Source organism: Microbacterium sp. (assembly GCF_031178445.1).
Taxonomy (GTDB): domain Bacteria; phylum Actinomycetota; class Actinomycetes; order Actinomycetales; family Microbacteriaceae; genus Microbacterium.
On record NZ_JAPSIY010000007.1, the window covers coordinates 143,392 to 164,776 of the forward strand.

General features: G+C 69.7%; 20 protein-coding genes and 1 tRNA gene. 15 read left to right on the forward strand and 6 right to left on the reverse strand.

Annotated elements, in window-relative coordinates:
- Nucleotides 1–27: 27 nt before the first annotated feature.
- Nucleotides 28–729, forward strand: a complete 702-nt coding sequence (locus RIN43_RS11555; RefSeq protein ID WP_309129073.1) for a hypothetical protein — start codon at nt 28–30, stop codon at nt 727–729.
- Here RIN43_RS11555 and RIN43_RS11560 read toward each other — a convergent pair.
- A complete protein-coding gene (locus tag RIN43_RS11560) occupies nt 666–3,170 on the reverse strand; it encodes an ATP-dependent DNA ligase (protein WP_309129074.1) in 2,505 nt (834 codons plus the stop codon). The two genes, RIN43_RS11555 and RIN43_RS11560, sit on opposite strands and share 64 nt — an antisense overlap.
- A gap of 67 nt (nt 3,171–3,237) precedes the next feature.
- Here RIN43_RS11560 and RIN43_RS11565 point away from each other — a divergent pair, with 67 nt between their 5' ends.
- A complete protein-coding gene (locus tag RIN43_RS11565; RefSeq protein ID WP_309129075.1) occupies nt 3,238–4,107 on the forward strand; it encodes a Ku protein in 870 nt (289 codons plus the stop codon).
- Between the two features lie 62 nt (nt 4,108–4,169).
- Here the strand turns inward: RIN43_RS11565 and RIN43_RS11570 are convergent, their stop codons facing one another.
- On the reverse strand, nt 4,170–4,961 hold the full coding sequence (locus RIN43_RS11570) for a VTT domain-containing protein (RefSeq protein ID WP_309129076.1): 792 nt from the start codon (nt 4,959–4,961) through the stop codon (nt 4,170–4,172).
- 67 nt (nt 4,962–5,028) lie between these two features.
- Nucleotides 5,029–5,110: transfer RNA gene (locus tag RIN43_RS11575), tRNA-Leu, on the reverse strand.
- Between the two features lie 112 nt (nt 5,111–5,222).
- On the opposite strand from RIN43_RS11575, the gene RIN43_RS11580 reads away from it, so the two are divergent.
- Genes RIN43_RS11580 through RIN43_RS11610 form a run of 7 tightly spaced genes read left to right on the forward strand, consistent with a single transcriptional unit; the run spans nt 5,223 to nt 9,678 of the window.
- Nucleotides 5,223–6,365 carry an ATPase, T2SS/T4P/T4SS family gene (locus tag RIN43_RS11580; protein ID WP_309129077.1) on the forward strand — a complete coding sequence of 381 codons (1,143 nt, stop codon included), beginning with the start codon at nt 5,223–5,225 and terminating at the stop codon, nt 6,363–6,365.
- Complete coding sequence (locus RIN43_RS11585; protein WP_309129078.1) at nt 6,362–7,219, forward strand: type II secretion system F family protein; 858 nt, start codon at nt 6,362–6,364, stop codon at nt 7,217–7,219. The genes RIN43_RS11580 and RIN43_RS11585 overlap by 4 nt, the downstream gene beginning before the upstream one ends.
- The gene (locus RIN43_RS11590) at nt 7,216–8,154 is read left to right on the forward strand and encodes a type II secretion system F family protein (RefSeq protein ID WP_309129079.1); all 939 of its coding nucleotides are present in this window, start codon (nt 7,216–7,218) and stop codon (nt 8,152–8,154) included. Before RIN43_RS11585 ends, RIN43_RS11590 begins: the two co-directional genes overlap by 4 nt.
- A 45-nt stretch (nt 8,155–8,199) precedes the next feature.
- On the forward strand, nt 8,200–8,397 hold the full coding sequence (locus RIN43_RS11595) for a hypothetical protein (protein ID WP_309129080.1): 198 nt from the start codon (nt 8,200–8,202) through the stop codon (nt 8,395–8,397).
- A gap of 6 nt (nt 8,398–8,403) precedes the next feature.
- A complete protein-coding gene (locus RIN43_RS11600; protein WP_309129081.1) occupies nt 8,404–8,811 on the forward strand; it encodes a TadE/TadG family type IV pilus assembly protein in 408 nt (135 codons plus the stop codon).
- On the forward strand, nt 8,801–9,247 hold the full coding sequence (locus tag RIN43_RS11605) for a TadE family protein (protein ID WP_309129082.1): 447 nt from the start codon (nt 8,801–8,803) through the stop codon (nt 9,245–9,247). Before RIN43_RS11600 ends, RIN43_RS11605 begins: the two co-directional genes overlap by 11 nt.
- On the forward strand, nt 9,244–9,678 hold the full coding sequence (locus RIN43_RS11610) for a pilus assembly protein TadG-related protein (RefSeq protein WP_309129083.1): 435 nt from the start codon (nt 9,244–9,246) through the stop codon (nt 9,676–9,678). The genes RIN43_RS11605 and RIN43_RS11610 overlap by 4 nt, the downstream gene beginning before the upstream one ends.
- Before the next feature lie 18 nt (nt 9,679–9,696).
- On the opposite strand, the gene RIN43_RS11615 is transcribed toward RIN43_RS11610, so the two are convergent.
- Nucleotides 9,697–10,920 carry an MFS transporter gene (locus RIN43_RS11615; protein ID WP_309129132.1) on the reverse strand — a complete coding sequence of 408 codons (1,224 nt, stop codon included), beginning with the start codon at nt 10,918–10,920 and terminating at the stop codon, nt 9,697–9,699.
- Between the two features lie 133 nt (nt 10,921–11,053).
- Between RIN43_RS11615 and prfB the strand changes: the two genes are divergently transcribed.
- Entirely contained in the window at nt 11,054–12,163 is a 1,110-nt protein-coding gene (gene prfB, locus RIN43_RS11620; protein ID WP_309129084.1) for a peptide chain release factor 2, read from the forward strand.
- A 74-nt stretch (nt 12,164–12,237) separates the two neighbouring features.
- Here prfB and RIN43_RS11625 read toward each other — a convergent pair whose 3' ends face one another.
- Complete coding sequence (locus RIN43_RS11625) at nt 12,238–13,380, reverse strand: DUF2510 domain-containing protein (RefSeq protein ID WP_309129085.1); 1,143 nt, start codon at nt 13,378–13,380, stop codon at nt 12,238–12,240.
- 192 nt (nt 13,381–13,572) lie between these two features.
- On the opposite strand from RIN43_RS11625, the gene ftsE reads away from it, so the two are divergent.
- From ftsE to smpB, 3 genes are all read left to right on the forward strand, one after another.
- The gene (gene ftsE / locus RIN43_RS11630) at nt 13,573–14,658 is read left to right on the forward strand and encodes a cell division ATP-binding protein FtsE (RefSeq protein ID WP_309129086.1); all 1,086 of its coding nucleotides are present in this window, start codon (nt 13,573–13,575) and stop codon (nt 14,656–14,658) included.
- The gene (gene ftsX / locus RIN43_RS11635) at nt 14,655–15,569 is read left to right on the forward strand and encodes a permease-like cell division protein FtsX (RefSeq protein ID WP_309129087.1); all 915 of its coding nucleotides are present in this window, start codon (nt 14,655–14,657) and stop codon (nt 15,567–15,569) included. Before ftsE ends, ftsX begins: the two co-directional genes overlap by 4 nt.
- 88 nt (nt 15,570–15,657) lie before the next feature.
- Nucleotides 15,658–16,134, forward strand: coding sequence for an SsrA-binding protein SmpB (smpB, locus tag RIN43_RS11640; RefSeq protein WP_309129088.1), 477 nt, complete (start codon nt 15,658–15,660; stop codon nt 16,132–16,134).
- A 9-nt stretch (nt 16,135–16,143) separates the two neighbouring features.
- On the opposite strand, the gene RIN43_RS11645 is transcribed toward smpB, so the two are convergent.
- Complete coding sequence (locus RIN43_RS11645; RefSeq protein WP_309129089.1) at nt 16,144–18,012, reverse strand: prolyl oligopeptidase family serine peptidase; 1,869 nt, start codon at nt 18,010–18,012, stop codon at nt 16,144–16,146.
- Between the two features lie 113 nt (nt 18,013–18,125).
- Between RIN43_RS11645 and RIN43_RS11650 the strand changes: the two genes are divergently transcribed.
- Nucleotides 18,126–19,076: a methylenetetrahydrofolate reductase gene (locus tag RIN43_RS11650; protein WP_309129090.1), complete on the forward strand. Its 951-nt coding sequence runs from the start codon at nt 18,126–18,128 to the stop codon at nt 19,074–19,076.
- Nucleotides 19,073–21,385, forward strand: a complete 2,313-nt coding sequence (metE, locus tag RIN43_RS11655; RefSeq protein ID WP_309129091.1) for a 5-methyltetrahydropteroyltriglutamate--homocysteine S-methyltransferase — start codon at nt 19,073–19,075, stop codon at nt 21,383–21,385. Before RIN43_RS11650 ends, metE begins: the two co-directional genes overlap by 4 nt.

Here is a 21,385-nt window from a genome sequence, read left to right on the forward strand (position 1 = left end):
CTGAACCTTCGCCCGTTGAGGAGCAGCATGGGATCGTTGCTGCTGGCGCTTCTGCTCGTCGTGGATGCCGCGGTGATCGCACTGCACCTCGCCTACACGCTGCTCGGCGTCCCCGCAGGCGTGCACTTCGACCTCGGAGTCGACCGTTCATACGGCGAGTTCCTGCTGTACATCAAGTTCGGCTGGATCGCCCTGCTGTGCGCGCTGCTGGCCCGTCGACGCAGGTCGGCCGCCTTCGCCGCCGTCGCCGCGGGAAGCTTGATGCTGTTGCTGGAAGACGCGCTCATCCTGCACGAGCGCGTCGGCTGGGCTCTCGAGCCCGTCGTCCTCCGCGCGGCACCGGGCCTCGCCGGTCTCGGCATCCTCTCGGTGCAGGTCGGAGAGCTGCTGTGGCTGGCGACGCTCGCGCTCACCATCAGCACCGTCTTCCTGATCTCCTGGCGTCGTGCCGGCGCTCGGGACCGCCGCGACGCGCTGAGCATCGTCGTGTTCTTCGCGGTGATGGGCTTCTTCGCGGTGGTGGTCGACACCGCGCACAGCCCGTTCGCGCTCGGCTCCGCCGGTGACATGATCTTCACGGTGCTCGAGGACGGGGGCGAGATCGTCGCGCTGACACCGGCGGTGGCTCTGGCGTTCAGTCTCGCGCTGACGTCGCTGAACGCGGTTCAGGGTTCGACGGTCACGTCGCCGACTTCCTTGTCGGGCCTCAGCCCGCGCCATCTCGAGTGACGCAGGATGCCGCCGGGTGACCAGTTGCCGAACTCGACCTCGCCGACGAGTTCGGGTCGCACCCACAGTGCGTCGCGTGACTCGGGTCGCGGCACGCCCTCGAGCGGAGGGTGATCGGTGCGCAGCGCCTCGAGCCGGGATGACAGATCGCGCAGCATCCGGCCGGTGAAACCGGTGCCGACCTTGCCGACGTAGCGCAGCGTTCGTTCGTCATCGGGCACGGCGAGCAGCAGCGAGCCGATCGTGCCGCTGCGCCCGCCCTGGCCGGGGCGGATGCCGACGATCACGACCTCCTGGGTGTGGGTGTTCTTCAGCTTCACCCACGACGATGAGCGCGCTCCGGAGCGGTAGGAGGATTCCGGGTCTTTGGCGACGACGCCTTCGAGACCGTGCTGTCTGCTCATCTCCAGTGCCGCGTCGAGGTCCTGGAACACCGGGGGCACCCGCACGGGCGCATCGAGGTCGTCGGCGAGGCGCTCGAGCAGCTCGCGCCGCTCGCGCAGCGGCACGCGGGTGAGGTCGTGGCCGTCGAGGCGCATGAGGTCGAAGAGCATGTAGACGACCGGGGTGCGCACGACCTCTCGCTCGATGTCGCGCCCCTTGGTCAGGTGCATACGGTTCTGCAGACGGGCGAAGCTCGGTCGGCCCTGGGCGTCGAAGGCGACGATCTCACCGTCGACGACGGCGTCCGAGGCGGGGAAGCGGGGTGCGCCGTCGGCGGTGAGCTCGGGATAGCGCGCCGTGATGTCGGTGCCGCTGCGCGCCCGCAACGTGAACCTCCCGTCGCGCCAGGTGCCGATGGCGCGGATGCCGTCCCACTTGATCTCGGCCCACTCGCGGGAGCGCCGAGCGAGTCCTGGTGTGCCGGACTCCGCGAGCATCGGCCGGAGATCCTCCGGCCGTTGCTCCGACTCCGGGCGCACCGGTGCGGCCGGAGCGGGCGCGTCGTCGCCGCCGGAGCGTGATTCGCGTGCGGGCTCGGAAACCTTCGCTCGGGCCGTCGCCGGTCGCCTGCGTTCGGCAGCGGGCGCCGCGGGCGAGAGTGTGGCAGGGGCACCCGCATCCTTCATGCGGTGCAGCAGCCACTGCGACTTCTCGCCGTCGCCCTCCGTGCGGATCAGGGCGAGCCGGGCCGAGCCCAGCCTCCCGCCCGCCTGGCCGGTGAAGGTGCCGATGACCTCGTCGTCGCGCCACTTCTCCAGCGCGACCGTGCCGGTGTCCCACACGGTCATGGATCCCGCGCCGTACTCGCCGCGCGGGATCTCACCCTCGAAGGCCAGGTACTCGAGGGGATGGGGTTCGGTCATGACGGCGAGGTGGTTGCGCTCCGGCGTCTCAGGCACGCCCTTGGGCACGGCCCAGCTGATCAGCACACCGTCGCGCTCGATGCGCAGGTCGTAGTGCAGCCGGCTGGCGTGGTGCTCCTGGATCACGAAGCGCGGTGCGCCCGCCGCGCCCGCGTATGCCGAGCCGGGCATGGGCTCGGGGGTCCGTGACGCGTCGCGCTTGGCGAGGTACGCAGCCAGAGCGGGGCTCGGCGGCGCGAGCGAGGCGAGCGGGTCGACGCCCTCATCCACCCGGGCGAGCACCTCATGGAACTCCAGATGCCGCAGCCCCGGGTCGTCCAGCTCCTCCCAACCGCGGGGAGCGGCGACCCAGGGGCGGGCGCGACCGCGCAGCGAGTACGGAGCGATCGTCGTCTTGGAGGCGCTGTTCTGGCTCCAGTCGATGAACACTTTCCCACCGCGGGCCGATTTGGCCATCGTGTGCGTCGCCAGCTCGGGATGGTCTGCCTCGATCAGCCGCGCAAGCTCCTTCGCGACCGCCGAGACCTCGTCGCTGGTCTGCCTGCCCGTGCCGTCCTCGGTCGTCGGCAGCCGTGCGTACAGATGGATGCCCTTGCTGCCGCTCGTCACCGGCATCGGCTCCAGACCCATCCCGCCGAGGATGCCGCGGGCTATACGCGCGACCTCCGCGCACTGGGCGAGGTCGGCACCGGGGCCAGGATCGAGGTCGAGCACGAGCCTGTCGGGTCGTCCCCTGCCGCCCGAGTGCGTGAAGCGCCACTGCGGCACGTGCAGTTCGAGCGCGGCGATCTGCGCGAGCCACACCAAGGTCGCCATGTCGTCGGCCAGGGGGTAGTCCTTCGGGCCGTCGGAGTGCTCGATCGGCATCCGCCGCACCCACTCAGGCGCCCCCTGCTCGAGCTGCTTCGTGAAGAAGCTCTCGGCCGGAGCATCCGCCGTGCCGACGCCGTCGACCCAGCGCTTGCGGGTGACAGGACGCCCGCGCACGTGCGGCAGCATCACGGGCGCGATCCGGGAGTAGTAGGCGATGACCTCGCCCTTCGTGGTTCCCGTCTCGGGATACACGACCTTGTCGAGATTGGTGACGCGCAGCCGACGGCCGTCTACCTGCACGACCTGCCCGCTCGCTGCCATGGGGCAAGATTAGCCCGCGGAGCGCAAGCCCCTGGCCGTGAAGGCTGTGACTCGTGATACTGGTGTGATGAGAAGCATCTGGAAGGGCGCCTTGACCTTCGGACTCGTGAACGTGCCCGTGAAGGTGTACTCCGCGACCGAGGATCACGACGTGTCGCTGCACCAGGTGCACGACGAGGACGGTGGCCGCATCCGCTACCAGCGCACGTGCGAGGTGTGCGGCAAGGTCATCGCGTACAGCGACATCGACCGCGCCTACGTGGACGACGACGGCCGCACCATCGTGCTCACCAAGGACGACCTCGCCGCGCTGCCGGCCGAGAAGAGCCGTGAGATCGACGTCGTCGAGTTCGTGCCCAGCGACCAGGTCGACCTGCTCACGCTGGACAGGGCGTACTACCTGGAGCCCGATTCGAAGTCGCCCAAGGCGTACGTGCTGCTGCGCAAGACGCTGGAGCAGACCGATCGCACCGCGATCGTGCGCTTCACGCTGCGGCAGAAGACCCGGCTGGCAGCGCTTCGCGTGCGTGGAGATGTGCTCGTGCTGCAGACGCTGCTGTGGTCTGACGAGGTGCGCGAGGCCTCGTTCTCGTCGCTCGACGAGGACGTGAAGATCAGCGACAAGGAGCTTCAGCTCTCGTCGTCACTGGTCGACAGCTATTCGAGCGACTTCGACCCCGAGGAGTACGTCGACGAATACCAGAAGGAGCTGCGCACGCTCATCGAGGCGAAGATCGAGGCCGGAGAGGGCTTCGACGTGTCGGAGACCTTCGCCGAAGAGGAGGGCGAGGGCGGCGAGGTCATCGACCTCATGGAGGCGCTGCGCGCCAGCGTCGAGAAGTCCAAGGCGGCGAAGAAGGACTCCGGGTCGAGGGATACCGGTTCCAAGGACTCCGGCTCGAAGAAGAAGGCTTCCAGCAAGAAGAAGGCCGGCTGACCGGAGCCGACGACGCGGCCCGGATGCTCGTGCGGAGCATCCGGGCCGCGATCATGCCGGGATCAGTGCTTGCCGTCGCCGTCGATGTCGGGGGCGCGGTCGAAGACCTCGGCATCCAGCTTCAGCTCCTGAGCCTCGGTCGCGTCGGTGACGACGTCGGCTCCGGCGGCCGCGGCCTTCTTCGCCTTGTGGCGCTCGCTCAGGTAGTGCCACAGGGTGACGAGGGCCGTGCCGCCGACGGCGGCGAGCAGGATGAGGTCGATGTAGTGCTCGACGAAATCGGCGACGGGCGGGATGAACCCGATCACGTAGCCGAACATCGTCAGGCCGAAGCCCCAGAGGACCGCGCCGATGAGGTTGTAGAGGGTGTACTTGCCCTTGTGCATGTGGCCGACACCCGCCGCGACGGGAGCGAAGGTGCGCACGATCGGCACGAAGCGGGCGAGGATGATCGTGATGCCGCCGAAGCGCTCGAAGAACGCGTTGGTTCGCTCGACGTTCTTGCGGCTGAAGAGCCCGGATTCCTTGCGCTCGAAGACCGCAGGGCCGCCCTTGTGCCCGATGAGGTAGCCGACCTCGCCGCCGACGAACGCGGCCAGGCCGATCAGCAGCGCGACCCACCAGACGCTGATGCCGAAGACTCCGTTCACGGCGTACGACTGCGAGTGCGACAGGAGCCCTGCGATGATCAGCAGCGTGTCGCCGGGGAGCAGGAAGCCGACCAGCAGGCCGGTCTCGGCGAACACGATGAAGCACACCACCAACAGCGCCCAGGGGCCTGCGGCGCCGATGATCGTCGCAGGGTCGAGCCAGGGGATGAGCGCGGTCGGCGCCTGCAGGGCGGTCTCAATCATGATGTCCCGTCGTCGATGGTTCGGCGGATCGTGCTGCTGCGTCGGCGATGCGGACGGCATCGCTCGGTGCGGAAGGTGGGACTTGAACCCACACGCCCTGAGGCACAGGAACCTAAATCCTGCGTGTCTGCCAATTCCACCACTCCCGCGGGCTGCGTTCAGTCTACTGATCGCCGCCCGCGACCCCACCGGGAAATCCGTAGGAAAGCGTGCTGTGGATAACTTTCCCGGCCGGATCGCTGAATCTGTCAAGATGCCCGCGTGACCCAACCGTCCCTCGTCGTCGCGGAACGCGTGCGCCGCCGTCTGCGTCTGGAGCACACCGACCCGTCTTCCCACCCGGAGGAGGCGCGCAGGATCGCGCAGACCGAGGTGCGCCGCCACAACGACCTGGCCCTTCAGCGCGGCATGGCGCTGATCGACGATGAGGCCGCCCTGGTGCGCGATGTGCTGGCGTCGGTCTCGGGGTTCGGGGTGCTGCAGCCGCTGCTGGACGATCCCGAGATCGAGGAGATCTGGATCAACCGCCCCGATCGCGTCTTCGTGGCGCGAGGAGGCAGCACCGAGCGTGTGGATCTGGAGCTGACCGACGCCGGGCTGCGCGACCTGGTCGAGCGGATGCTGCAGTCCACCGGCCGCCGCGTCGACATCAGTCAGCCCTTCGTGGACGCATCCCTGCCCGATGGCTCACGACTTCACGTGGCGATCGCCGACGTGGTCCGCGGTTCGTGGGCGGTGAACATCCGGAAGTTCCTGCCACAGCATCGTTCACTGGAATCGCTCGTCGCGCAGGGATCCGTCCCCGCCGAGATCGCCGAGATGCTTCACCGCGCCCTGCTCGACGGTCGCAGCATCATCGTCTCCGGTGCCACCCACGCAGGCAAGACCACGCTGCTGGGAGCACTGCTGGCGTCGTGCGCGGACGCGCAGCGCATCATCACGGTCGAGGAGACGTTCGAGCTCGCGGTGGACGGACCCGACGTGGTCGCGCTGCAGGGCCGGCAGGCGAGCCTGGAGGGCACGGGCGAGATCACCTTGCGCCGGCTCGTGAAGGAGGCGTTGCGAATGCGGCCGGAGCGGCTCGTCGTCGGCGAGGTGCGCGACGCCGAGGCGCTGGATCTGGTGCTCGCCCTGAACACCGGCGTGCCGGCCGCCGGTACCGTGCACGCCAACAGCGCGGCGGAGGCGCTCGAGAAACTCGCCCTGCTGCCGCTGCTCGCCGGCCGCAACATCGATCGGGCGTTCATCGCGCCGGCGCTCGCCGCGTCGATCTCGCTTGTGGTGCACTGCCGTCGCCTCGCCGACGGCTCACGTCGCGTCGAGGAGATCATCGCGCCGACGGGCGAGGTGAGCGAAGGTCGTATCGTCAGCGCCAAGGTCTACAGCGCGGAGGGAGGGCGATGACGCTGCTCCTGGGCGCACTCCTCGGCACGGGCCTGCTGTTGTGCGCATCGCCGTGGCTGTGGCCCCCCGGAGAACGCGCACCGGTCAAGGCGCGACGCGGCAGACTCGTGCGCCTCGTCGAGGAGGCCGGGTATGGGCGCACCGCCGTGCGAACGATCGTCGTGATCATGATCGCCTCCGCGCTCGTCGCGGCCTCGGCCGCCTGGGTGATCACGGCGCTGCCCGTGCTGGCGCTGCTGGCCGGCCTCGCCGGCGCTGTGACACCCGTGCTGTTCCTCAGCGGCAGGCGCCTGAGACTGCGCAAGGCGCGGCGCCAACTGTGGCCGGACGTGTGCGATCTGCTGGTCGCCGCCATCCGCGTCGGTCTGTCGCTGCCCGACGCGGTGGCCAGTCTGGCGGACTCCGCCCCGCCCGCCGTGCGCCCTGCGTTCGCCGTGTTCGCGAGGGATCTGCGGGCCACGGGGCGTTTCGAGTCGAGCATCGACAGGCTCAAGGACACGCTGGCCGACCCCATCGCCGATCGCATCGTCGAGACGTTGCGGATGGCGAGGCAGGTCGGCGGCACGGAACTCACCGGCGTCCTGCGAGCCCTGTCGTCGTCGGTCCGGGCGGATGCCGCGCTTCGCGGCGAGGTCGAGGCGCGTCAGTCGTGGATCCGCGGAGCGGCGGCGCTGGGCGCCGCAGCGCCCTGGGTGATCCTCGGCCTGCTGGCGATGCGACCGGAGGGCCGGGAGGCGTACGCCTCCGCCGAAGGCGTGCTGGTGATCGTCGTCGGCGCCGCCGTCTCCCTGGTCGCGTACCGGATCATGCTGCGCATCGGCAGGCTGCCGGAACCCGAGCGGTGGTTCGGATGACTGCGGTGACCGACCTCGCCTTCGCCGTTCTGATCGGCGGAGCGTTCGCGATCGGGGTGCTCGGCATCCTCTCAGCCCTGCCGCGCTGGGGCGCACAGCCACTCGATCGCCGTATCGCTCCATACGTGCGAGATGTCGTCCCCGATGAGCTTCTCCCGTCCGGAGTGCTACCGCGCGCCGGCGTCCTGCCCGTGCAGGGGAGGCGTCTCTGGGAGGTGCTGCACGCCGGTTTCGAACGGATGCTGGGCGGCGGCGACAATCTGCGGCTGCGCCTGTCGCAGGCGGGTGTCGATCTGACGCCGGCGCTGTTCCGGGGAAGGCAGCTCGCCTGGGCGATCGCAGGACTGCTCGGCGGGTCGGTGCTGGTGATCGTGCTGGCGATCACAGGCCGGTTGACGCCCCCGGCTGTGCTCCTGCCCCTCATCGCGGCGGCGGTGGGAGCGGTCGGCAACGACATGTTGCTCACCGCGCGCGCCCGTTCGCGCCGGGCGCGGCTGGCAGAGGAGCTGCCCACTCTGCTGGAGTTCCTGGCGTTGTGTCTTTCCGCGGGGGAATCGCTGCTCGACGCGCTGCGGCGGGTATCGTCCATCGGCACAGGAGAGCTGACCGCGGAGCTGCGACAGACCGTGCTGGCAGTGCACACCGGATCGCCGCTCGCCGACGCGCTCGGCGAGACAGCCACCCGGCTGCAGCTGCCGGGGCTGACCCGCGCCGTCGACCAGATCGGCGCCGCGCTCGAACACGGTGCACCCCTGGCCGGTGTACTGCACTCCCAGGCGGCCGATGCCCGCGACGAGGCCAAGCGCTCGCTCATCGAGCAGGCGGGACACAAGGAGATCCTGATGCTCCTGCCGCTGGTCTTCCTGATCCTGCCGCTCAGCGTCCTCTTCGCCGTCTACCCGGGGCTCTTCATCCTCAGACTCGGCCTGGGGTGACGAGAGACGACCTGCACATTGAAACCACCGACACGAGGAATCATCATGACGACACTGAGACGCTGGACCGCCGCCGCGAAGCACAGGGCGCGGGGACTGATCACAGACGAACGCGGAGACGTTCCCGGCTGGGTTCTCGTGACGCTGATGACCGCGGCATTGGTCGTCGTGATCTGGGCTGTCGCGGGCCCCGCGCTGGTCGATCTGTTCGAGCAGGCCATCTCGCGCGTCTCCGGCATCTGACGCTCGATGCGCACGCCCCGATCTTCGGCTCTCGAGGATGAGCGCGGCTCCAGCCCCGTCGAGTTCGTGCTCGTCGGCGCGCTGCTGACCGCTCTCACCCTCGCCGTGCTGCAGCTGGCGTTCGCGATGTACGTGCGCAATGTCGTGCACGACGCCGCCGTCGAGGGCGCGCACTACGCGGCGCTGGCCGACACGACGCCGGCAGAGGGAAGACATCGCACGCAGGCGGTGATCACGCGCGCGATCGGCGCCGACTACGCCGAGGATGTTGCGATCGGCGAGGACTCGAGCCTCGGTCACCGCACGATGCTGGTGCGGGTGCGCACCACGCTGCCGGTGATCGGACTGATCGGGGTCCCGTACGGATTGGAGGTGGAGGCGCGTGCACCTGTGGAGTCGTTCGGTGAAGAATGATCTGGTCGACGACGAGGGCTCGGCCGCGCTCGAGTTCGTCGTGGTGGGCGTGCTGCTGCTCGTTCCCCTCGTCTACCTCGTGCTCACCCTCGGAGCGGTGCAGGAGCAGACCCTCGGCGCCGAGGCGGCGGCGCGGCACACCGCACGGGTGATCGGCCAGGCTGAGAGCGCCCAGGCTGCGTCGGCGAGCGGCGATGCCGTGCTGGCGAATGTGATGCGCGAGTACGGCATGGACGCCGACGCCGTGCAGGTCGGCATCGCGTGCTCGCCCGCGACGACGTCGTGCCCCTCCGCCGGGGCGACGGTCGTCGTCACGGTCCGCACCCGCGTCTCCCTGCCCTTCATGCCGCCGATCTTCGGGCTCGACGACCTGGCGGCCATCCCGGTCGAGGCTCAGGCCGCGCAGAAGGTGTCGCGCCTGTGGGGGAGCGGATGAGCGCGCCGCGGCGGCTCCGCGCGCTCGCGGACGACGAGGACGGCAGCATCCTGCCGCTGATCCTCGGCTACGTCCTGCTGGCCATCGCAGTGGTGATGGTGTGCGTGTGCGCCACCGACCTGTACATCGCTCAGAAGCGCCTGGACTCCCTCGCCGACGCCGCTGCACTCGCCGGAGCCGACGGGTTCACGATCGAGGCGCGCGACGACGCCGTCTTCGCCCAGCTGACAGATGCGGGTGTGCGCGAGCAGGCGGATGCCGTGGTTTCGGCGATGTCGACCCAGGCGCGCGTGCTGTCGGCCGGCACACCGGACGGCGTCTCGGCGCGGGTCACCGTGGCCGCGCCATGGCATCCGCCGCTCTTCTCGCCGTTCGTGCCCGACGGCGTGCCGCTCGAGGCCACCGCGACCACGCGCACCGCCCTGCGCTAGGCGTGAGCGCACGGAGGGTCAGTCGCGCTGACGGGGGATGAACCTCGGGATCCAGCGAAGGAACCCCGCCGCGCCGAGTAGCGCGATCACGCCCATCACTCCGGCCGCGAGCGACAGCGAGACCAGAGCGGTGATCGCCGACACCAGCAGAGGGGCGGCGGCGCCGCCGGCATCCGTCAGCGTGCGCCACGAACCCAGGAACGTCGCCGGCTCCCGTTCCGGCGCGAGATCGGCGCCGACGGTGAGCAGGATGCCGCTGGAGAGGCCGTTGCCGACGCCGAGCACCGCCGCGAGAGCGCCGTACCAGAGCATCGCCGAGTCCAGTTCGTGGGTGAGCGACAGGCTGATGAACCCCAGGCCCATCAGGAGCATCGCCGGCATGGCGGCCCAGACCCGGCCGAATCTGTCCATCACCTGACCGCTCGCGTAGAACAGCGCGAAGTCGATCGCACCGGTCACGCCGACGACCAGCGCGATCGTCCCGGAATCGAGCCCGAGCGAGACGCCCCACAGCGGCAGGATGACCTGCCGGGCGGCGCGCACCGCCGACAGTGCCGCGGCAGCCATCCCGAGTCTCGACAGCACCGCGCGGTACGCCCAGATGGTGCGGAGCACTCCGCGCTGGTCGACCGTGGGGATGGAGCCGGTGACGACCTCGCCCGTGTCCTCGGCGACTGCCGCGCCGGTCGGCTTGAGCAGCGCAGGGCTGCTCTTCTCCGGGTCGGGCCCCACCAGCACCAGCACCGTCATCACGCCGACGCAGCCGATCAGGAACCAGATCGTGGCGTGCTCGCTGCCGGTCAGGCGGATGAGCCCCGCTGCGACGAAGGGGCCGATGAACACACCGAAGCGGAAGCATCCGCCCAGCAGCGACAGCGCCCGCGCACGGACGCGCGTCGGCACGCGCGTCGTCATGAACGCGTGTCTGGCCAGGCCGAAGGCCGCAGCGCAGAAGCCGAGCAGGAACACGGCCGCGGCGAACAGCGCCAGCGACTCGGCCAACAGCATGCCGACACCTGCCAGAGCGGAGACGACGCCGGCGATCACCATGGTGAAGCGCTCGCCGATCTTCGCCACCGTCCACCCGGCCGGGATGTTGCCGCAGAGCTGACCGACGACCAGGGCGGATGCGACCAGGGCGGCCGTCGGCACGTCCGCACCCAGCTGGGTCGCCAGTACGGGGATCAGAGGGATGACGGCGCCCTCACCCAGGGCGAACAGCACCGTCGGCAGGTAGACCATCGGCCCGAATCGCCTCAGGACCACCGCCGCACTGTCGCTCACATGCCCACGGTAACCGGCCGGCGCAGCCCCCGTGCGCAGACATTCCTGGGGCGCTCGGAACCGGGCGTGCGGCGCGATAGGCTGGACTGCCATGTTCGAACTCGATCTCTCCGCCGATCTCCAGGCCCTGCGACAGACATTCGGCGACATCCGCGAGGTCGTCGACATCCCCTCCCTGCGCGACGACATCGCGCGGCTCAGCGAAGAGGCCGGAGCGCCCGATCTCTGGGACGACCCCGAGAAGGCCCAGAAGGTCACCAGCGCGCTCAGCCACAAGCAGGCCGAGCTCAAGCGCATCACCGAGGTCGAGCAGCGACTCGACGACCTGGAGGTGCTCGCCGACCTCGCCAACGAGATGCAGGACGAGGACTCGGCCGACGAGGTGCGCAAGGAGCTCGCCTCGCTCACCGAAACCATCAACCAGCTCGAAGTCCAGACGCTCCTCGACGGCGAGTACGACGACCGCTCCGCCATCATCACCATCCGCTCCGGCGCGGGTGGCGACGACGCGACCGACTTCGCCGAGATGCTCATGCGCATGTACCTGCGCTGGGCCGAGCAGCACGGGTACCCCGTGAAGGTCATGGACACGTCCTACGCCGAGGGCGCCGGTATCAAGTCGGCCACGTTCGAGATCGACGCGCCCTACGCCTTCGGCACGCTCTCGGTCGAGGCCGGCACCCACCGTCTCGCCCGCATCAGCCCGTTCGGCTCCGCCGACAAGCGGCAGACCTCCTTCGCGGCCGTCGAGGTGATCCCGCTGATGGAGGAGGCGACTGAGGTCGACATCCCCGAGAACGACATCCGCGTGGACGTGTTCCGCTCGTCCGGCCCCGGCGGCCAGTCGGTGAACACCACGGACTCCGCCGTGCGCATCACCCACCTGCCGACCGGCATCGTCGTCTCGATGCAGAACGAGAAGTCGCAGATCCAGAACCGCGCAGCCGCGATGCGCGTGCTGCAGACCCGCCTGCTGCTGCTGCAGAAGGAGGAGGAGGCGGCCAAGAAGAAAGAGCTCGCCGGCAACATCACCGCCAGCTGGGGCGACCAGATGCGCTCCTACTTCCTCTACGGTCAGCAGCTGGTGAAGGACCTGCGCACCGGCTGCGAGTCGGGCAACCCCGCCACGGTGTTCGACGGCGACCTCGACGGCTTCATCTCGGCCGGCATCCGCTGGCGCAAACGCAAGGATGAGGACTGATCCTCAGCCGCATGCGTCGAGGGCCCGGGGAGCGATGCTCCCCGGGCCCTCGACGCTTCAGCTGCGCAGTCGCGTCACTGAGCCGCACACTCGACGATGGCGTCGGCGGTCACGTTCTGCACCGTCTGGCCTTCGGCGCCGTACACGTCCTCGCCGCCGGCGATCGTCTGCAGCGTCTCGTCGCTGAGCTCCGAGTCGTACATGAACTGCCCCACGCACGCCGAGACCTCAGGGTCGTCGAAGTCGGTGATGTCGGCCTCGTGGAGCACCTCGAGGAATCCGGCGGCGATCTCGTCCGGCGACGGACGACCGGTGGCGCTGGGCTCGTCGGAGGTGTCGTCCGATGATCCTTCGCTCGTGATGGACGTCGGGAAGTCGCTCGGGAACTCCTCGGCCATCGTGTTCGCGAAGTTCACGAAGTAGACGACCACCAGCACGCCACCGACGATGCCGCCGACCACAGACAGCGCCAGACCGACGATCGCCGGCCATTTCTTGGTCTTCATGAAGATCGCGATCAGCGACACCACGAACGCGGCGAAAAGCAGGAAGAACCCGAAGCCGGTGAGCACCGGCGGGATGCAGGCGAGGATCGTGCCGACCACGGCGAGGCCGAGGCCTATGAAGCCGAGGATCGGGGGCTTCACCGCGGCGGGCTGCTCGGCGCCGTACGCAGGTGCACCGTAGGCGGGTGCGCCGTACGGCCGGGCGCCGCCCGGGTACCCGGCTGCGGGGTAGGCGGACGTGGCGCTCGGGTCCCCGTAGGCGGGAGTAGCGGGCGCCGCGTATCCCGGTGCGGCCGGAGGTGCGAAGGCCGCGGTCTCGGGGGCTGCCGGAGCGGGATACGACGCGTTCTCCGCGGCCGTGGGAGCGCCGTGAACGTCAGCGGAGCGCTCGAAGGCGTCCTGCGACACGGTGTCCGGCGTGATGTCCTCGCCGGCGGGAGCCGATTCTGCAGACCGGCTCACCTCTGTGGCGGCGGGAGCATCCGAGAGCGCGTCGGCAGCGGCCGGCTGCACATCCTCGCGGCGGACGGTGGCGTCGAGGTCCTCCTCGTAGGCGCCCGCTGCATCCGAGTCCTGCGGCGCGCTCATCTCAGTCGGCGTCTCAGTCGGCGTCTCGGGCTGCACCGGCGCGAAGTGCTCGGTCCATCGCTCGCCGTCCCACCAGCGCTGGCGTCCTGAGCCGTCGTCGTACCAACCAGCGGGAACGCTCATGGCACCCTCCTCATCTCGTGTCTCGTCTTCGCGGGTGCCGGTGCACGCACGATCCCCTGCCGGCGCGGAAGGCGCCCATACGTGTATACCAGCACGGCCAGACGCGGGCGGCGGGGAGAGGTCCCCAACTCGTCGGGCCCGAGGGGTGTCGCTGGGCGCTGACACGCGCCGCGCGCTTAGGCTCGTATGGCCATGATCCGGTTCGAGAACGTCACCAAACGCTATCGCGGCACCAAGAGACCAGCGCTCTCCGCGGTCGACTTCGAAGTCCAGGCGGGGGAGTTCGTCTTCCTCGTCGGCGCTTCAGGCTCCGGCAAGTCGACGTGCCTCCGACTCATCCTGCGCGAGGATGTGCCGACTTCGGGCCGCGTCGCCGTACTCGGCCGCGACCTGCGCTCGCTCGCCAACCGCAAGGTGCCCTACTTCCGCCGGCACATCGGCTCGGTGTTCCAGGACTTCCGCCTGCTGCCGTCGAAGACCGTGCATCAGAACGTCGCCTTCTCCCTGCAGGTGATCGGCGCCTCACGGGGCTTCATCCAGCAGGCCGTCCCCGAGGCTCTCGCGCTGGTGGGGCTCGAGGGCAAGGGCAAGCGGATGCCGCACGAGCTCTCCGGCGGCGAGCAGCAGCGGGTCGCGATCGCCCGCGCGATCGTCAACCGGCCCAAGGTGCTGCTCGCTGACGAGCCGACCGGAAACCTCGATCCGGCCACCTCCGTCGGCATCATGCAGCTGTTGACGCGCATCAACGCCGGAGGCACGACCGTCGTGATGGCGACCCACGAGGCGGCCTTCGTCGACCAGATGCAGCGCCGCGTGATCGAACTGAAGAACGGCGAGATGGTGCGCGACGAACTCGGCGGCGGCTATGGCGACACCTCGAACATCCCCCGGCTGACGCCCGAAGCCGTGCGCGGCGCCGCAGCGGCGGCCGCGCTCACCGCTGTACAGGAGGTGCAGCGCGAGACCAGCGCCGTGCCCGTGCTGCGCCCCGACGCCGACTCCGGCTCGGCATCGCAATCGGCTGCACCCGCTGCGGCGACATCCGCGCCCGCAGCATCCGCGCCCGCAGCATCCTCGCCCGCAGCGCCTCCAGCCGCCGCTCCGGTGGCGCCCACCGAGCCGCACACCGCGGCGGCACCGCCCGAGGAGCCGCCAGGCGTCGGACCCCGCACGAATCCGATCATCATCCCGGAGGTGGAGGTCGCCGAGCTCGGCGTCGCCGACCGCCTCGGCCTGTCGGATGCGGACGACGACGAGGAAGTGGGTCCGACCACATGAACTTCGGGCTCATCGTCGGCGAGGCCCTGCTCGGCCTGCGCCGCAACATCTCCATGGTCATCTCGGTGGTGCTGGTCACCTTCGTCTCACTCACGTTCGTCGGCGCTGCGATCCTCATGCAGGCGCAGATCGGAACCATGCGCGGGTTCTGGGGGGAGCGCGCCGAGGTGACCATCTACATGTGCTCGCCGCTCTCGGTCAAACCGAACTGCGTGGGTGGTGAGGCCACCGAGGAGCAGATCGACAAGGTCAGGCAGACACTTGCGGGCGACGCCCTCGCGCCCCTGATCAGCGAGGTGCGGTTCGAGACGAAGGAGGAGGCGTACCAGGACTTCGTCGACAACTTCGGCGAGGAGCAGGCGAACGTCGTCGGCCTTGAGCAGATGTCGGTCGCCTTCCGGGTGACCATGGTCAACCCGCAGCAGTCCGAGGTGCTGAGCGAGGCGTTCTCGGGGGAGCAGGGCGTCGACGAGGTGAACGACCAGCGCAAACTGCTCGATCCGCTGTTCTCGGCGCTCACGGTCGCCACCTACATCGCCGTCGGCATCGCCGCGTTGATGCTCATCGCGGCCGTACTGCTGATCGCGACGACGATCAGGCTCTCCGCCTACGCGCGACGCAAGGAGATCGGCATCATGCGCCTGGTCGGCGCCTCGAACCGCTCGATCCAGACCCCGTTCGTGCTCGAGGGCGTGTTCGCGGCGTTCCTCGGCTCGGTTCTCGCCAGTGGGGCGGTGCTGGCGGGCGTGCATTTCGGGGTGGAGGGCTATCTCGCCGAACGGGTGCCGTTCATGCGGCCGCTGGTGGGAATGCAGGACGCCGTGTTCGTGGTGCCGGTGATCATCGGCATCGGCATCGTGCTTGCCGCGCTCTCGGCGGGTTTCGCGATCCGGCGCTGGCTGCGCACCTGATCCGACACGTTTTCGGGCGCGGCGGGTCGCATGCGTCACCCGCGCGAACGTATAGACTGGCGGGCTGGTCCGTCGTCAGGAGAAGAACATGCCCAGGGAACGCGGTGAGAAGGTCATCGCGACCAACCGTCGCGCGCGTCACGACTACAACCTCGAGAAGTCGTACGAAGCAGGCCTCGTGCTCACCGGCACCGAGGTGAAATCGCTGCGCCAGGGTCGCGCGAACCTCACAGACGGGTACGCGTACATCAAGGGCGGACAGGCGTATCTCGACGCCGTGCACATCCCCGAGTACTCGCAGGGCCACTGGACGAACCACTCCGCGAAGCGCATCCGGAAACTGCTGCTGCACCGCGAGGAGATCGTCAAGCTCGAGCACGCCGTCTCGGCGGGCGGTTACACGCTCATCCCGCTGCGACTGTACTTCTCCGACGGACGCGCAAAGGTCGAGATCGCGCTGGCGAAGGGCAAGCGCGAGTTCGACAAGCGCCAGACGCTGCGGGAGCGGCAGGACAAGCGCGAGGCCGAGCGGGCCATGCGGACGCGCAACAGGATGGGCGAGTAGCCCGCCCCGCTACAGCCGAGGCTCGAAGCCGAACACGCCGCCGAGGAAGGTCAGCTCGGTCTCGAGTGAGGAGATGATCGTCTCCGCACGACGGAAGCCGTGGCCCTCGCCTTCGTACAGCACGTATTCGTGCGGCACGCCGCGCGCGACCAGGGCATCGCGAATGGCTTCGGCCTGCGACGGCGGCACCACCCGGTCCTCCTCACCCTGCTCCAGCAGCACCGGAACCGAGATGCGGTCAGCATGCGACAGCGGTGAGCGTGCGATGTACACGTCCTCCGCTTCGGGAAGGGGACCGACCAGGCCATCGAGGTAGCGCGCTTCGAAGTCGTGCGTCTCCGCGGCCAGCATCCGCAGATCGGCGACGCCGTACCGGGAGATGCCGGCCGAGAACGTGCCCCCTCGCACCAGGGCGCAGAGCACGGTCCACCCTCCGGCCGAGCCGCCGCGGATGGCGATGCGCCGAGGATCGGCGAGGCCCGCATCCGCCAGGCCCTGGGCGGCCGCCGTGACATCATCCACATCGACGACGCCCCACTGACCGTTCAACCGGTCGCGGTAGGCGCGGCCGTAGCCGGTGGACCCGCCGTAGTTCACGTCGAGCACTCCGATGCCACGGCTGGTCCAGTATGCGTACGCGGTGGATGCCGCACCCGAGACGTGCGAGGTCGGGCCGCCGTGAACCATCACGATGTAGGGCGGCAGCTCGCCTTCGGGTGCCGTGACATCGGGGTGGGTGGGCCGGTAGTCGAAGGCATGAACGGGCCCATGCGGTCCGTCGAACGTCACCGGCGTGCCGTGCGGGATCCAGGCGGGGTCGGTTCCGTGGCCCCCGGTCACCAGGGTCATCGTGGCCGTGCCGAGGTCCACGCACCACAGCCCCTGGCCCACCTGCGCCCCCGACCCGGAGACGAGCACCCTGGCGCCCGCGGCGTCGTCGATGCTCGCCCCGGCCGTGACGGGCAGGTCGACGGGTTCCACACGCTCGCCGTCGGGAGAGATCCGCACGATGCGGTCGGAGCCGTGCGTGCGCGCCGCGACGATCCCGCCGTCGTCCAGCAGCCGATACCAGCGGTTTCCGAGCACCCACAGGGCGCCGCCGGTGTCCGCATCGACCGGAGGAGTCGCCGGCCGCGTCGAGAGCGGGCCGTGCGCGTCGATCGTCGTCCGCATGACGCTCCAGCGGCCCCCCTCCTCGTCGAGCAGGAGCAGCTCGTCGGCGCCTCGCCACTCGGGCTGCAGAGCAGCGCGAGTGGGGATGACCGCGACGTCGCCGTCCTGCAGCGAGAGCACCCGTAGGCCGGACTCGTCCCACGGCATCCGGTCCGCAGCCCACGTCACGTACGCGAGCCGCTCGCCGTCGGGCGAGAGAGCCGGATGCGCGAAGAAACCGGCGCCCTGCGCGTGAACGATCACCGCAGCCTCGTCGTCGGCGGCGCTGCCGTCCACCGGGATCTCGACGATCGCGCGCACGTGCTGCGCAGGTCGCAGATCCTCGCGCACCGCGAACAGCCGGCCGTGCTGGAACGTGAGCCCGCCGTACGCGGGCCCTGGCGCGGTGAGAGGCTCAGGCGCGCCGCCCCGTGGAGCCCGATGCACGCGCTGATCCGACGCGTTGACGAAGAACAGGGTGCCCTCGGCATCCGCGGTCCAGGCGCCACCGCCGTACTCGTGCACCTTCGAGCGCGCGTTCCACGGTTCGGGCAGCAGTTCGGAGCCCGACGAGCTGCGCACGGTCACCCGGCCGCCCTGCGCGGGAACCGACTCACCCCACCAGATCTCGTCGCCGACGAACCGGGCGCCCTCGATGCGCGGGGAGGATGCGGAGATGTCTGCCGCGCTGAACGGCGAGGGCCAGGAACCGTACGCAGAAGTCATCTCCCGAGCCTATCCGTGCACCTCGTGACACACGGCGTCACACACGTGCGGCCTTGATCGAGGCTGCTCTACCGTGCTGAAGACACGCAATCGACGCCAGTGAGGAGAATGCCGTGAGTCGCGTCCCGTTCTCCTTCGAGCTGTATCCGCCGCGTTCAGCCGACTCCGCCTCCGCGCTGCACGCGACGATCGACCGGCTCGCCGACGCCGGCCCCGACTTCCTCTCCGTGACGTACGGCGCGGGTGGGTCGACGGGCGGGCGTTCCCTCGACGTGCTGCGCTACATCCGCAGTCGCACCTCGGTCGAGCCTCTCGCCCACCTCACCTGTGTGGGAAACACCTACGCGGGGGCGGCACGTCTCATCCGCGAGTTCCTGGACGCCGGCATCCTCAGCTTCCTCGCCCTGCGCGGCGACCCGCCCGCGGGTCACGACGAGGGTGAGCCCTTCCTTGGCGACCTGGAGAGCTCGGCGCAGCTGGTCCAGCTGATCGACCGCGTGCAGGCCGAGCGCGCTCCTTATGAGGAGTCGCCGGTGCCGGGCAATCCCGGCGCGGTCCGCGTCGCACCGCGGCGCAAGGTGAGCATCGCCGTGGCGGCGTTCCCGAACGGGCACCCCCGCTCGGCGTACAGCAGTCAGCACGTCGACGCCCTGCTCGCCAAGCAGGCCGCCGGCGCCACTCTCGCGATCACGCAGCTGTTCTTCCACCCCGACCACTATCTGGCGTTCGTGGAGCGCGCGCGTCGCGCGGGCGTGACCATCCCGATCCTGCCCGGCATCATGCCCATCACCTCTCCTGCCCGGCTCGCGCGTGTGCTCGACCTCACGGGTGAGGAGCTGCCGGGCGAGCTGTCCATAGCGCTCGAGGTGGAGCCGACACCCGAGGGGCGCAGGCAGATCGGGATCGAGTGGGCTGCCGACCTCGCACGGGACGTCGTCGACGGCGGCGCCCCCGGCGTGCACCTGTACGCCTTCAACCAGCACGACACCGTGCTCGACGTGCTCGCTCGGGCCGGGATCATCCCCGAGCGCGAGCTCTCCTCCGCAGTGAAAGGAAACCCATGACCGCTTTCCCCGCCGGGACGATCCTCGGCTATCCCCGGATCGGCCGTCGCCGTGAGCTGAAGAAGGTCGTCGAGGCGTTCTGGGCCGGCCGAATCGACGAGAGCGCCCTCGAGGCATCCGCAGCAGAGCTGCGAGCGGCGAACCGTGCGCGCCTCGCCGAGCTGGGCCTCGGACGTGAGGACTCCTCGATCCCCGAGTCGTTCTCGTACTACGACCAGGTGCTCGACGCCGCCGTAACCGTCGGGGCTGTTCCCGCCCGCTTCGAAGACCTGCGTTCGAGCGACGGAACCATCGGGCTGCCCGCCTACTTCACGATCGCCCGGGGCGAAGGCGACCGGGCGCCGCTGGAGATGACCAAGTGGTTCGACTCCAACTACCACTACCTCGTACCCGAGATCGGCCCAGAGACGGTGTTCTCGCTCTCCAGCGACCGGCTCGTGCGTGAGGTCGTCGAGGCCGCGGATGCCGGTTACCGCACCCGCCCCGTCATCGTCGGACCGGTCACGCTCCTCGCACTGGCCAAGGCGTCGGATGCCGCCCCCGTTGGCTTCGATCCTCTGTCCCGTCTGGACGACGTGGTCGCCGTGTACGTCGAGCTGCTCGCGAAGCTGAAGGCAGCAGGAGCGGCGTGGGTGCAGCTCGACGAGCCCGCGCTGGTCAGCGAGTCGCTGCCGGCGTCGACGACGGAGCTCGCCGATGCGGCTCAACGCGCCCTGGCCGTGCTCGGCGGTAGGGCGGAGCGCCCGTCGATCTTCGTCTCCGCTCCCTATGCGGCACTCGGCGAGGTGCTCGAGGTGCTCGCCACCGCGCCCATCGAGGCGATCGGCGTCGACCTGGTCCGCGGGTCGGTGCCGGCGAAGCTCCCCGAGCTGGGCGGCAAGACGCTCGTCGGCGGTGTGGTAGACGGCCACAACATCTGGCGCGGCGACCTCGACGGTGCCTTCGCGAAGCTCGAGGCGCTGCGCGACCTCGGTGCGGCGTCCGTCTCGGCGTCGACGTCCACCTCGCTTCTTCACGTGCCGCACGACGTTCAGGATGAAACCAAGCTCGATCCACGTCTGGTGTCGTGGCTGGCGTTCGCCGATCAGAAGGTCGGTCAGATCGTCACGCTGGCCGACGGCCTCGGAGCGGGACGAGATGCGATCGCCGAGGAACTCGACGCCGCGACCGCCGCGCTCGCCGACCGGCACGGTGCGCCGGGTGTGCGAGACGGCGCCGTGCGCCGGCGCGAGCTGGCGGAGGCTGACTTCTCACGTGTCACCTACGAGGAGCGTGAGGCCGCGCAGGAGTCCCTGGCGCTGCCGTCCCTGCCGTTGACGACGATCGGATCCTTCCCGCAGACGGGCGACATCCGTCGTGCCCGCGCGCAGTTCACCCGCGGCGAGCTTCCGCAGGACGACTACGAGGCCTTCCTCAAGGCTGAGATCGATCGCGTCGTCGCGCTGCAGGAGGACCTCGGCCTCGACGTGCTCGTGCACGGCGAGCCCGAGCGCAACGACATGGTGCAGTACTTCGCGGAGAACCTCGACGGCTTCGCGGTGACCGAGAACGGCTGGGTGCAGTCCTACGGCTCCCGCGCCACTCGTCCCTCGATCCTGTGGGGCGACGTCTCGCGGCCCGCGCCGATCACGGTGTCCTGGGCGTCGTACGCCCAGTCGCTGAGCGTGAAGCCGGTCAAGGGCATGCTCACCGGCCCGGTGACGATCCTCGCCTGGTCGTTCGTGCGCGATGACCAGCCGCTCGGAGAGACCGCCAATCAGGTGGCCCTCGCCCTGCGCGACGAGATCGCCGATCTCGAGGCAGCAGGCATCGCGATCATCCAGGTCGACGAGCCGGCGCTGCGCGAGCTCCTTCCGTTGAAGAAGGCCGACCAGCCCGCCTACCTCGACTGGTCGGTGCGCTCCTTCCGTCTCGCCACCGGCGGGGCCGAGGCGGCGACGCAGGTGCACACGCACCTCTGTTACTCGGAGTTCGGCGTCGTCATCGACGCGATCCGCGCGCTGGATGCCGACGTCACCTCGATCGAGGCGGCGCGCAGCCGCATGGAGGTGGTTGCCGAGGTCGCCGCCGCGGGCTTCGACCACGGCATCGGACCCGGTGTCTACGACATCCACTCGCCACGTGTGCCGAGCGTCGAAGAGATCGAGTCGCTTCTTCGCAGGGCCGTCGACGAGCTCCCGCTGCACCAGCTGTGGGTCAACCCGGACTGCGGGCTGAAGACGCGCGGCTACGACGAGACCGTGGCATCGCTGCGGAACATCGTCGAGGCGACCCGACGAGTGCGCGAGGACGCGGTCGTCCCGGCCTGA